Source organism: Rivibacter subsaxonicus (genome assembly GCF_004217215.1).
GTDB classification, from domain to species: Bacteria; Pseudomonadota; Gammaproteobacteria; order Burkholderiales; family Burkholderiaceae_C; genus Rivibacter; species Rivibacter subsaxonicus.
Genome location: NZ_SHKP01000004.1, coordinates 608,675 through 620,855, shown reverse-complemented (window position 1 = coordinate 620,855; position 12,181 = coordinate 608,675). Strand labels below are relative to the sequence as shown.

Genomic DNA, 12,181 nt, shown 5'->3' with positions numbered 1-12,181 from the left:
CAGAATGCCGCGATGCGACTGCTGATCGTCGAAGACGACATCCTGCTCGGCGACGGCCTGGCGACCGGCCTGCGCGCGCTGGGCCTGGCGGTCGACTGGTTCGTCGACGGCCGCGAGGCCGATGCCGCGCTGGCGGTGGTCGACTACGACGCGGTGCTGCTCGACCTCGGCCTGCCCGGCGGCGACGGCCTCGGCTGGTTGCGCCGCTGGCGCGCACGCGGGCTGGCGATGCCGGTGCTGATCCTGACCGCGCGCGACGCCCTCGAGCAGCGCGTGGCCGGACTCGACGGCGGCGCCGACGACTACCTGGTCAAGCCGCTCGACATTGCCGAGCTCGCGGCGCGGCTGCGCGCGGTGCGCCGCCGCGTGGCTGGCCGTGCCGACAGCCTCTGGACGCACGGACCGCTGAGCTACCGGCCCGATGCCCGCAGCGTGCAGTGGCTGGATCGCCCGGTCGAACTGACGACCCGTGAAACGACCCTGCTCGAGTTGCTACTGGCCAACCCTCAGCGGGTGCTGCCGCGCGCGCTGATCGAGGACAAGCTGCATGCCTTCGGCCGCGAGGCCGAGAGCAACACGCTCGAGGTCCATGTGCACCACCTGCGTCGCAAGCTGCACCCGAAGCTGGTGCGCACGGTGCGCGGTGTCGGCTACGCGCTTGGCGCGGTCGAGGAACTGGGATGAGCCTGGTTCCGGGCTCCACCGCGGGCGCCGCGCCGTCTGCCGGCGGCATGGCGGCGGGTGCGCTGCGTTGGTGGCGCCGCTGCAGCCTGCTGCAGCGCGTGCTGTTCAGCATCGCGCTGGCGGCGCCGCTGGTGTGGCTGCTGGCCGCGTCGCTGAGCTATCGCCATGCCCGTCACGAGGTGCACGAGCTCTTCGATACCCAGATGATCCGGCTCGCGCGCCAGATCCAGGCGACGCTGCCGAGCGCGGCGCTCGAGGACCGCGCGGCGCCGGATGCGCGCCCGCCGGGCGACATGGGCGAGGCCGACCTCGAGGACATGGCGATCGCGGTCTGGGACCGCGAGGGCCGGCTGCTGCTGGTCGACCGCGAGGGCGCCCAGCTGCCGAACCGCGGCGACGCCAGCGGCTTCGTCGACCTGCGACTGGGCGACGCTGGCTGGCGCGCCTACTACCTGCCGGCGCTCGATGGTCGCTGGCTGATCGCCGTCGGTCAGACCCACAACGAGCGCGACGAGATCGTCGAAGGCCTCGTGCTGAGCCAGCTCGTGCCGTGGCTGCTGATGCTGCCGCTGCTGCTGGTGGCGATGGCCTGGGCGGTGCGCCAGGCGCTGCGGCCTCTGGGCGAGCTTGGGGTCGAGGTGGCGCGGCGCCGGGTCGACGACCTCGAGCCGCTGCCGGTCGAGCAACTGCCGCGCGACCTGCAGCCGCTGGCGATCTCGATGAACGCGCTGTTCCTGCGCGTTGACGCGGCGATCGAGCGCGAGCGCCGCTTCACGGGCGACGCCGCGCACGAGTTGCGCACGCCGCTGGCGGCGCTGCGCGCTCAGTGGGATGCGCTGCGGCTGCAGCATGCGGCGAGTGGTTCCGACGACAGGGCCGCCAACGCGAAGATGGACGCCGGCTTCGAGCGCCTGCAGCGCCTGCTCGGCCAGTTGCTCGAACTGGCCCGGATCGATCACCGCAGCACGCTCGTCGATCCGCGGCCGCTCGACTGGTCGGCGCTGGTGCCGTCGGTGCTCGACGAACTGCTGCCGCTGGCCACGCGCCGGCAGGTCGAGCTGGCGGTCGAATGGCCGGCCGATGCGCCATCGGCCGCGCTGCCGCTGGCCGGCGACGGCGGGCTGATGAGCGTGCTGCTGCGCAACCTGCTCGACAACGCCCTGAACGCGAGCCCGCCCGGCGCGACCGTGACGCTGCTTTTTGCGGCCGATGCGGTCGAGGTGCTCGACGCCGGCCCCGGCATCGACGCGGCGGCGCTGCCGCACCTGGGCGAGCGCTTCTTCCGCGCGCCGGGCAGTGCCCCCGGCGGCAGCGGGCTCGGGCTGTCGATCGCCACGCGCATCGCTGCGCTGCACGGCCTGGTGCTCGACTTCGAGCTCCGCACGCCCGGCCCCGGCCTGCGCGCACGGTTGCGCCGCGCCGCCTGACTTAATGCTGCGCTAAGGCCCGCCCGCCAGAGTGGCGGAATGCTGTCCGATTCCACCGCGCTGCGCGCCCCGGCCGCCGCGCGCCCCCTCGGCCCGGTCACGCGCCGCACCGCCTCGCTTCATCCGCCGCGGGCCTGGTCCCCAACCACGCTCGCACTGCTGGCCGCGGCCTGGCTCGCCGCCGTCGCCAACTGGCCCCTGTGGCGCGCGATCGCCGCGCTGCCCGAGATGGGCGGCGCGCGCGGGCTGCTGTTCGGTCTAGCAATGTGCCTGATCGTCGCCGCGCTGACCGCGCTGCCGCTGCTGCTGTTCGCCTGGCGGCCGCTGCTCAAGCCGGTCGTCGCGATCTTCCTGCTCGTCGCCGCGGTGGCGGCCCACTTCATGGGCAGCTATGGCGTGCTCGTCGACAGCAGCATGCTGCGCAACGTGATGCAGACCGACGTGCGCGAAGCCGGCGCGCTGCTGAGCCTGCCGCTGCTGCTCAACCTGCTGCTGGTCGCCGGCCTGCCGATTGTCTGGCTGTGGCGCCAGCCGCTGCGCGCGGTGGCGGGCCGGCGCCTGGCGCTGAGCAACCTCGCGGCCGGCGCCGCCGCGCTGGGCCTGGCACTGGCGCTCACGCTGTTGGCGTTCCAGAGCCTGTCGGGCACGATGCGCAACCACAAGTCGCTGCGCTACCTGGTCAACCCGCTCAACAGTGTCTACGCGCTCGGGCTGCTGGCGCGCGAGGCGCAAGCCAGGCCGGCCGGGCCGCCGACGCCGATCGGCCTCGATGCGCGCGCGCTCGCCATGCCGACCGGCGCCAGGCCGCCGCTGGTGCTGCTGGTGGTCGGCGAGACGGCGCGCGCCGATCACTTCTCGCTCAACGGCTACCCGCGGCCGACCAACCCCGAACTCGCACGCTTCACCGACCTGGTCAGCTTCGGGCGGGTGCAATCCTGCGGCACCAGCACCGCCGCCTCGCTGCCGTGCATGTTCTCGTCGCTGGACCGCAGCGCCTTCCTCGACCGCGCGCAGGACAGCGAGAACCTGCTCGACCTGCTGCAGCGCGCCGGCCTGGCAGTGCTGTGGCTCGACAACCAGTCCGGTTGCAAGGGACTGTGCGATCGCGTGCCGCATGCCTCGACCAGCGAGCCGACGCCCGGCCGCACCAGCGCGCCGGCCGCGCTGTGCCGCGCCGGCGAATGCCTTGACGAGGCGCTGCTCTACGACCTCGACGCGCGGCTGGCCGCGCTCGACCCGCAGCGCCGTGCACGCGGCACGGTGCTGGTGCTGCACCAGATGGGCAGCCACGGGCCGGCCTACGGCGAGCGCTCGCCGGCCGCGAGCAAGCCGTTCCAGCCCGAGTGCCGCAGCAACGTGCTGCAGGACTGCAGCAATGCCGACCTGGTCAACGCCTTCGACAACTCGATCGTCTACACCGACCTGGTGCTGGGCCGCGCCATCGCCTGGCTGCAGGGCCATGCCCAGAGCTTCGACGCCGCGCTGCTCTATGTCTCGGACCATGGCGAGTCGCTCGGCGAGAACGGCCTGTACCTGCACGGCATGCCCTACGCGATCGCGCCGCAGGCGCAGAAGCAGGTGCCGATGATCCTGTGGACCTCGCCGGCCGCGCGCGCGAGCCTGGCGCTCGACGGCGCCTGCGTCGAGCATGGCCGTGACGCCGCGCTCTCGCACGACCACCTGTTCCACACCGTGCTTGGCCTGGCGCGGGTGCGCGCGACCGAGTACCGGCGCGAACTCGATGCGCTGGCAGCCTGCCGCGGCAGCGGTGGCTGAGTCGCGCTGGCGCACCGACCTGCGCATCGCCCTGTTCGGCGCGTTGGGGCTGCTGCTCTGGGATGTCGGCGGGCTCGACCTGCCGCTGATGCGACTGATCGGCAGCCAGTCCGGCTTTGCGCTGCGCGAGCACTGGTTCGTCAGCGGGGTGCTGCACCGCGGCGGCTACTGGCTCAGCGTGCTGCTGTTTGCCTGCGTGCTGAAGAACTGTCTCGGCCCCTGGCGCGATCACGCGCTCGATCGCGCCACGCGCATCGCGTGGCTCGGTGGCGTGGTGCTGAGCCTGCTGCTGGTGCCGGCGCTCAAGCAGGCCAGCGCCACCAGTTGCCCCTGGTCGCTGGCGGAGTTCGGCGGCAGCGCGCATTAGGGCCTGTTCACACTGCGCAGACCCGTGCGAACGGGTCTGCCAGGGCGCAGAGCAAGGCGCACGACAACGCCCAGGCTGGACGCCTGGGCTAGGAGTGCAACGCCGAGCTGCGCCCTGGCAGGCCCGTTCCCGTCCGGGTTGCCACCAGAAAGGCCGCGCGCGTCGTTGCCCATCCTCGCCGGGGGCCGACCCCGGCTGCGGTGTGCGCCTAACTCGCGACCTTTCTGGTGACAACGCATCGGGTCTCCGCAGTGTGAACAGGCCCTAGCTCTCGCACTGGGCCTGGGGCATCGCCGATGGTGGCCCGGGCCGCTGCTTCCCGGGCGGCCATGCATCGGGCGCCTTCGCCTTCGTCGGCGGCTGGTTCGCGCTGCGCGAGCATCGACCGACGCGTGCGCGTGCCTGGCTGATCGGCAGCCTGCTGCTCGGCGCGAGCTTCAGCACCGCGCAGACGCTGCGCGGTGCCCACTATCCGAGCCATGGCCTGTACAGCGCGTGGATCTGCTGGTGCGTCTGCGCGACTGCCAGTGCCCTGGCACGCGGCCCGCTGCCCGGCCATCGCTTGCGAGTCCCTAGTGCGAGGGCGGCGGACCGCACCGCGCGCGGCAACGCGGGTCTATAACTGCGGGCCCGGGACGTCCGGACGCAACGAGGAGGCAGGCGATGGCAACCCTGGAACTCGGCGATGGCAGCCCGTCGGTGCGCAAGCTGCAGAAGGCGCTCAAGGACGCCGGCTTCGATCCCGGCCTGGTCGACGGCGAGTTCGGCGCCGGCACCGAGGCCGCGCTGAAGGCCTTCCAGCAGAGCGCCGGGCTGCTCGCGGATGGCGTGGCCGGACCGCGCACGCTCAAGGCGCTCGGCCTGGTCAAGAGCGACAAGCTCGAGCCGGCGCTGGACCGCTTCAGCACCCAGGTCGTGGCCCAGATGTTCGTCGGCGCGCCGCTGGCCAACATCCGCAACTACCTGCCGGTGGTGCTCGAGGCGATGAAGGCCGCCGGCATGGTCGACCGCACGATGCTGCTGATGGCGCTGTGCACGATCCGCGCCGAGACCGCCGGCTTCGCGCCGATCAACGAGGGCGTCTCGCGCTACAACACCTCGCCGCGCGGACACCAGTTCGACCTCTACGACAACCGCAAGGACCTCGGCAACCGGGGCGAGCCCGACGGTGCCAGCTACAAGGGCCGCGGCTTCATCCAGCTCACCGGCCGCAGCAACTACCAGACCTACGGCAAGCGGCTCGGCGTGCCGCTGGAGAAGGAACCCGATCGCGCCAACGAGCCGATGGTGGCGGCGCAGATCCTGGCCTGCTTCCTCGCCGACCGCGAGCGCCAGATCAAGGAGGCCGTGCTCGAGGGCGACTTGCGCCATGCCCGCCGGCTGGTCAACGGCGGCTCGCACGGCCTCGACGTCTTCGTCCAGGCCTGGCGCATCGGCGACATGCTGACCGACGACGAGTAGGCGCTAGAAAAGCGAGCCCTGCGCCGTGTCGCGCGAGGGCGCGACGAAGTGGTGCTCGTCGAGCTGCGGTGACTTGCGCGACAGGCCGTTGCGAGCCGCCGCCTTGTCGATGCGCTGGCGGATCAGCTCGGCCCACGGGCCCTGGCCGCGCATGCGGTGACGGAAGTCGGCGTCGTAGTCCTTGCCTCCTCGCAATTCCTGAACCCGCGCCATCACGCGCGCCGCGCGATCGGGCACGTGGGTCTGAAGCCACTCGCGAAACAGCGGCGCCACCTCCCACGGCAGCCGCAGCACCGTGTAGTGCAGCGAGCGCGCACCGGCCTCGGCCGCGGCCTGCGCGATGCGCTCGATCTCGGGCTCGTTGAGGAAGGGAATGATCGGCGCCACGTTGACCGCCACCGGAATGCCGGCCTCGGCGAGCCGCCGCACCGCCTGCAGCCGCCGATGTGGTGCCGCCGCGCGCGGCTCGAGCGTGCGCGCCAGCCACGGATCGAGCGTCGTGATGCTGACGAAGACGCCGACCTCGTTGCGCGCGGCCGATTGCGACAGCAGGTCGATGTCGCGCTCGATGCCGGCCGACTTGGTGATGATCGTGTAGGGGTGGCGGCACGCGACCAGGATCTCGAGCAGCGCGCGCGTGAGCCCGAGCCGCCGCTCGAGCGGCTGGTAGGCGTCGGTGGCCGAGCCGATGTTGATCGGGCTCGGCCGGTGGCCCGGCTTGCCAAGCTCCGCCCGCAGGCACTCCGCGGCGTTCATCTTGGCGACGATCTTCGTCTCGAAGTCGAGCCCCGGCGACAGGTTGAGGTAGCCGTGGTTGGGCCGCGCGTAGCAGTAGATGCAGCCGTGCTCGCAACCGCGGTAGGGGTTGATCGCGTGGTCGAAGGGAACGTCGGGCGAGTCGTTGCGGTTGATCAAGGTGCGCGCCTGCTCCTCGATCAGTTCGGTGGCCACCGCCGCCCCGCGCTGGCCATCGAGTACCTGCTCCTCGAGCGCCCCCCAGCCGTCGTCCTCGAGCTCCCGGGTCTGCATCTCGAAGCGATGGGCGATGCGCACCGGCGTGCCACGGCCCTTGATCGGCGCGGCAGGCGGGAGCGGCGTTGCGTCTGACATGGTCAGACGAGCTTAACTGTGTTTTTATACAGTATCAAGCCACTTCTTCGACAGCACCGACTCCATCGGCCGGGTCGACGGACGGCGCCGGGATAATCGACAGCGATGTCCGATGCCCGCGAAGACTGGCCCCTGTCCGCCGAACTGATCCTGCCCTTTGCCGGCGTACCGCTTGCCGACGACGGCTCGGTGCCTTCGATCGAGCTGCCAGCGCTGCCGCGACTCGCGGCGCTGCTCGCGCGGCTCCCGGTCTCGACCCGCGACGAGGCCGATGCCTACTCGCCGAGCCCGCCGCACGAACGCGCGCTCGCGCGCGCGCTCGGCTTCGAGGGTGCCGCCGGCTGCCTGCCCTGGGCCGCGCATGCCGCAGCCAGCGATGGCATCGCCACTGGCGACCTGGCCTGGGGCCTGTTGAGCCCAGTGCACTGGCAGGTCGGTCGCGAGCACCTGACGATGGGCGATCCGGACGAACTCGGCCTCGACCTCGCGAGTTCGCGCGCCTTCTTCGAGGTGCTGCAGCCGCTGTTCGAAAGCGAGGGCTGGTTGCTGGTCTTTGGCGCGCCGACGCGCTGGTACCTCGCGCACGAGTCGCTGGGCGCCCTGGCCACCGCCTCGCCCGATCGCGTGATCGGCCGCAACCCTGACCTGTGGCTGCCGGACGACCCTGCGGCACGCGGCTTCAAGCGGCTGGCGAGCGAGGTGCAGATGCTGCTCTACACGCATCCGCTCAACGCGCAGCGCGAGGCGCGCGGCGAGCTGCCGCTCAACAGTGTCTGGCTCTCGGGCTGCGGCGTGCGCCAGCGGCCACGCGCCGACGCCACGCCCGTCGTCGATCAGTCGCTGCGCGGCGCCGCACTGGCCGGCGACGCCGACGCCTGGCGCGCCGCCTGGCAGGCGCTCGATGCCGGACGGATCGCCGACCTGCTGGCGCGTGCCGAGCGTGGCGAAGCCGTCGCGCTGACGCTGTGCGGCGAGCGCAGCGCGCTGCGCCTGGAGACGCCCGCCGTCGCGCCCGGCCTGTGGCAGCGCCTGCGCCATGCGGTAGCACCGCCGCGCATCGACCTACCTGCGCTGCTGGCCTCGCTCTGAACCGGACAATCGCCGCATGCAGATCACCCCCCGCGACGTTCCGCCGCGCAGCGCCTGGGCGCTCGAAGAAGCCGGCGTCCATCCGCTGCTGGCCCGCCTCTTTGCCGCGCGCGGTGTGAGCCGGGTCGAGGATCTCGACGACGCGCTCGCCAAGCTGCTGCCACCCTCGACGCTGCTCGGCGCCGAGGCCGCCGCGCGCGCGCTGGCCGACGCGATCGAGCGCCGCGAACGCATGGTCGTCGTCGCCGACTACGACTGCGATGGCGCCACCGCCTGCGCCGTGGCGCTGCGCGGCCTCAGGCTGCTCGGCGCCGATCCGGCCGCGCTCGGCTACGTGGTGCCCGATCGCGCGGTCCATGGCTACGGGCTGACGCCGGCGATCGTCGATCTCGCCTGCGGCAGCGTCCCACCCGACTGGCTGATCACGGTCGACAACGGCATCGCCAGCCTCGAGGGCATCGCGCATGCCAACGCGCGCGGGCTCAAGGTGCTGGTCACCGACCACCACTTGCCAGCGCTGGTCGGCGGCGTCGTCAAGCTCCCCGACGCGGCGGTGATCGTCAACCCCAACCAGCCTGGCTGCGGCTTCGCCAGCAAGCACATCGCCGGCGTCGGCGTGATGTTCTACGTGTTGCTCGCCACGCGCGCCGAGCTGCGCGCGCGCGGACGCTTTGATCTCGCCAACCAACCCAAGCTCGACGCGTTGCTCGACCTGGTCGCGCTCGGCACCGTGGCCGACGTGGTGCGGCTCGACGCCAACAACCGCCGCCTCGTCGCGCAGGGCCTCAAGCGCATCCGCAGCGGGCGCATGCAGGCCGGCGTGGCGGCACTGTTCGCGGCCGCGGCGCGCGAGCCGGCGCGCGCCGCCAGCTTCGACTTCGGCTTCGCGCTCGGCCCGCGCCTCAACGCCGCCGGGCGGCTGTCGAACATGAGCATGGGCATCGAGTGCCTGCTGACCGACGACGCCACCCGCGCCGCCGAACTCGCGCAGCAACTCGACGCGATCAACCGCGAGCGGCGCGAGATCGAGTCGGGCATGCGCGAGCAGGCCGAGGCGATGGTCGAACTGCTGCTGCCCGAGGACGGCAGCGCCCCACCGGCGGTCGCGCTCTACGACCCCGAGTTCCACGAAGGCGTGGTCGGCATCGTCGCCTCGCGCGTCAAGGAGCGGCTGCACCGGCCGAGCTTCGTCTTCGCGCTCGGCCAGGACGGCCTGCTCAAGGGCTCGGGCCGCTCGATCGCCGGCTTCCACCTGCGCGACGCGCTCGACCTGGTCGCCAAACGCCACCCCGGCGTGCTGCGCAAGTTCGGCGGTCATGCGATGGCGGCCGGCGCCACGCTGGCCGAGGAGGACTTCCACACCTTCGAGCAGGCCTTCGCGCAGGTGGCGCTCGAGTGGCTCGACGCCGCCACGCTGGCACGCCGCGTCGCCACCGACGGGCCGCTCGAGGCGCAGTGGTTCAACCCCGAGACCGTTCACGCGCTCGACGCCGCGGTCTGGGGTCCGGGCTTCGAGCCGCCTATGTTCGAGGACGAGGTCGAGGTGGTCTCGCAGCGCCTGGTCGGCGAAAAGCACCTGAAGCTCTCGCTGCGCCTGGCCGGCCAGATGCGCGATGGCATCTGGTTCAACCACGTGGAGCCGCTGCCGGCGCGTGCGCGGCTGGCCTACCGCGTCAGCGTCGACAGCTGGAACGGCCGCGAGCGGGTGCAGATGCTGGTCGAGGCGGCACAGGTGAAATAGAACTTACATCGGGTAGCACGACAGGCCGCTGCAGGGGCAGACTGTGGTCATGAATCGCCACGCAGACCTCCCTCGCCGGGCGACCCTGGGCTTCGGCTTCGCGCTCGTCATGTTGCTGGCCACCGGTTGTGGCGGCGGTGGTGGCGACGCCGCTGCCCCCGCGCCGGCTCCGCCGCCGGGAAGCCCGAGGGCGGTCACCATCGCCAGCGGGCTCGACCACCCCTGGTCGCTCGCCTTCCTGCCCGATGGTCGCTACCTCGTGACCGAGCGCGCCGGCCGGCTGCGCGTGGTGGCCACCGACGGCACGCTGTCGGCCCCCGTGACCGGCCTGCCCGCGGTGCAGGCTGCCGGCCAGGGCGGCTTGCTCGACTTGGCGCTGGCACCCGACTTCGCCACCAGCGGGCGCATCTACTGGAGCTACGCCGAGGCCGGCAGCGGCGCCGAGGCCGGCCGCAACGGCACCACGGTGGCACGCGGCACGCTCGACCTGGCCACGCGCAGCGTCAGCGGTGTCCAGGTGATCTACCGCCAGCCCAAGGTGGCGGGCAGCAACGGGCATTTCGGCGGCCGCATCGCGCTGGCGCCGGACGGCAAGCTGTTCATCGCGCTCGGCGACCGCCAGATCGACAGCGAACGCGGCTACGCCCAGGACCTCTCGCGCGGCAACGGCAAGATCGTGCGCATCAACTCCGACGGCAGCATCCCGGCCGACAACCCCTTCGTCGCCATCGCCGGCGCACGGCCCGAGATATGGAGCCGCGGCCACCGCAACCCGCAGGGCGCCGCCATCGATCCGACCAGCGGTGCGCTCTGGAGCGTCGAGCACGGCCCGCAGGGCGGCGACGAACTCAACGCCGTCGCGCCCGGCAGGAACTACGGCTGGCCGCTGATCAGCTTCGGCTGCGAGTACGGCGCGACCCCGCTCGACAGCTGCACCCCGGTCGGCGGCAGCAGCGCCGGCGCCGGCCTCGAGCAGCCGCTCGCCTACTGGGTGCCGACCTCGACCGCACCCAGCGGCATGGCCTTCTACACCGGCAGCGCGATCCCGGAATGGCGCAACTCGCTGCTGATCGGCGCGCTCGCCGGCCAGACGCTGTGGAAGATCGATCTGGCCGGCAGCGGCAACATCGTCTGCACGCCGCGCTCCGGCGAAGTCGCCAACCGCTGCGCGCAGGTCGATCTGCTCAGGTCCTTGAACAGGCGGATCCGCGACGTGCGCCAGGGCCCGGACGGCTTCGTCTACCTGCTCACCGACCAGGGCGGCAACGCCGACCAGATCATCCGCGTCCAGCCCTGAGCGATGGCTGGCGCTAGAGTCGCGCCCATGATCCAGCGCCGTCATCTCCTCCTCGCCACCCCCGCCCTGCTGGCCCGTCCCGCGGGCGCGCAGAACATGGCCGCGGCCACCGCCGAGGGCCGCATCGTCACCACGCCGCTGGCGCGCGGCCTGGCCAATCCATGGGCGGTCGCCGTGCTGCCCGAGGGTCGGTTGCTGGTCACCGAGCGACCGGGGCGGATGCGCATCGTCGCCGCCGACGGCACGCTGTCGGCGCCACTGCGCGGCCTGCCGCCCGTCGTGGTGCGCGGCCAAGGCGGCCTGCTCGACGTGGTGCTGGCGCCCGACTTCGCCAGCAGCGGCCTCGTGTTCTGGAGCTACGCCGAGGCCGCGGCCGATGGCGGCGGCGCCAACAGCACCGCCGTCGCGCGCGGCCGGCTCGATGTCGCGGGCCTCGCGCTGAACGAGGTGCGCGTGATCTTCCGCCAGCGCCCCAAGTTCGATTCCGGCGCCCACTTCGGCTGCCGCCTGGTCTTCGACCGCGAAGGCCGGCTGTTCGTCACGCTCGGCGATCGCTTCGTCCGCAGCGAAGACGCGCAACTGCTCGACAACGACCACGGCAAGGTGCTGCGCATCAGTCCGGATGGCGGCGTGCCCGACGGCAACCCCTTCGTCGGCAAGGCCGGCGCACAGCCCGAGCTGTGGAGCTTCGGCCACCGCAACGTGCAGGGCGCGGCGCTGCACCCGGTCACGGGCGAGTTGTGGACGCATGAGCACGGCCCGCAGGGCGGCGACGAACTCAACGTCGATCTCGCCGGCCGCAACTATGGCTGGCCCCTCATCACCTGGGGCCGCCAGTACGTGACCGGGCTCAAGATCGGCGAGGGCAGCACGCGCGCCGACATCGAGCCCGCGGTCCAGACCTGGGTGCCGTCGATCGCCCCGAGCGGCATGGCCTTCCTCGCCGGCAAGCGCTACGGCGCGCCGCCGACCGGGGCCAACGCCAGCGTGTTCATTGGTGCGTTGAAGGCGCAGGCGCTGGTGCGGCTCGACCTCGACGGCCGCCGCGTGCTGCGCGAGACGCGCTATCCCGTCGGCGCCCGCGTGCGCGACGTGCGCCAGGCGCCCGACGGCCACCTGCTGCTGCTCACCGACGACGGCAACGACGGCCGCGTGCTGCGGGTCGATCGGCTCGACTGAGCCCCGATCACCGGCACGGTCAAGAACGGCGGCGACAGCGCCGACCGGGG

General features: G+C 72.4%; 11 protein-coding genes. 10 read left to right on the top strand and 1 reads right to left on the bottom strand.

Annotated features, from left to right (window positions below; all coding sequences use genetic code 11):
• The first annotated feature begins 12 nt into the window (after positions 1-12).
• The 6 genes from EV670_RS02785 (at position 13) to EV670_RS02765 (ending at position 5,715) form a co-directional block, all read left to right on the top strand.
• Positions 13-684 carry a response regulator gene (locus tag EV670_RS02785; protein ID WP_130430280.1) on the top strand — a complete coding sequence of 224 codons (672 nt, stop codon included), beginning with the start codon at positions 13-15 and terminating at the stop codon, positions 682-684.
• The gene (locus EV670_RS02780) at positions 681-2,111 is read left to right on the top strand and encodes an ATP-binding protein (RefSeq protein ID WP_242616809.1); all 1,431 of its coding nucleotides are present in this window, start codon (positions 681-683) and stop codon (positions 2,109-2,111) included. Before EV670_RS02785 ends, EV670_RS02780 begins: the two co-directional genes overlap by 4 nt.
• A gap of 39 nt (positions 2,112-2,150) precedes the next feature.
• A complete protein-coding gene (locus EV670_RS02775; RefSeq protein WP_130430279.1) occupies positions 2,151-3,887 on the top strand; it encodes a phosphoethanolamine transferase in 1,737 nt (578 codons plus the stop codon).
• On the top strand, positions 3,853-4,254 hold the full coding sequence (locus EV670_RS18805; protein WP_242616808.1) for a hypothetical protein: 402 nt from the start codon (positions 3,853-3,855) through the stop codon (positions 4,252-4,254). Before EV670_RS02775 ends, EV670_RS18805 begins: the two co-directional genes overlap by 35 nt.
• A 289-nt stretch (positions 4,255-4,543) precedes the next feature.
• Positions 4,544-4,876 carry a phosphatase PAP2 family protein gene (locus EV670_RS18960; protein WP_341274603.1) on the top strand — a complete coding sequence of 111 codons (333 nt, stop codon included), beginning with the start codon at positions 4,544-4,546 and terminating at the stop codon, positions 4,874-4,876.
• A gap of 41 nt (positions 4,877-4,917) precedes the next feature.
• Positions 4,918-5,715 (top strand): peptidoglycan-binding protein, encoded by a 798-nt coding sequence (locus EV670_RS02765; protein ID WP_130430278.1) that lies wholly within the window; start codon positions 4,918-4,920, stop codon positions 5,713-5,715.
• Positions 5,716-5,718: 3 nt separating this feature from the next.
• On the opposite strand, the gene EV670_RS02760 is transcribed toward EV670_RS02765, so the two are convergent.
• Complete coding sequence (locus EV670_RS02760) at positions 5,719-6,825, bottom strand: PA0069 family radical SAM protein (protein ID WP_130430277.1); 1,107 nt, start codon at positions 6,823-6,825, stop codon at positions 5,719-5,721.
• Between the two features lie 105 nt (positions 6,826-6,930).
• Here EV670_RS02760 and EV670_RS02755 point away from each other — a divergent pair, with 105 nt between their 5' ends.
• The 4 genes from EV670_RS02755 to EV670_RS02740 are packed head-to-tail and all read left to right on the top strand — an operon-like array spanning position 6,931 to position 12,131.
• A complete protein-coding gene (locus EV670_RS02755) occupies positions 6,931-7,914 on the top strand; it encodes a hypothetical protein (protein ID WP_130430276.1) in 984 nt (327 codons plus the stop codon).
• Positions 7,915-7,930: 16 nt separating this feature from the next.
• Positions 7,931-9,655: a single-stranded-DNA-specific exonuclease RecJ gene (gene recJ, locus EV670_RS02750; protein ID WP_130430275.1), complete on the top strand. Its 1,725-nt coding sequence runs from the start codon at positions 7,931-7,933 to the stop codon at positions 9,653-9,655.
• A 49-nt stretch (positions 9,656-9,704) separates the two neighbouring features.
• Positions 9,705-10,952 carry a PQQ-dependent sugar dehydrogenase gene (locus tag EV670_RS02745; RefSeq protein ID WP_130430274.1) on the top strand — a complete coding sequence of 416 codons (1,248 nt, stop codon included), beginning with the start codon at positions 9,705-9,707 and terminating at the stop codon, positions 10,950-10,952.
• A 27-nt stretch (positions 10,953-10,979) separates the two neighbouring features.
• Entirely contained in the window at positions 10,980-12,131 is a 1,152-nt protein-coding gene (locus EV670_RS02740) for a PQQ-dependent sugar dehydrogenase (protein WP_207224985.1), read from the top strand.
• Positions 12,132-12,181: the final 50 nt, after the last annotated feature.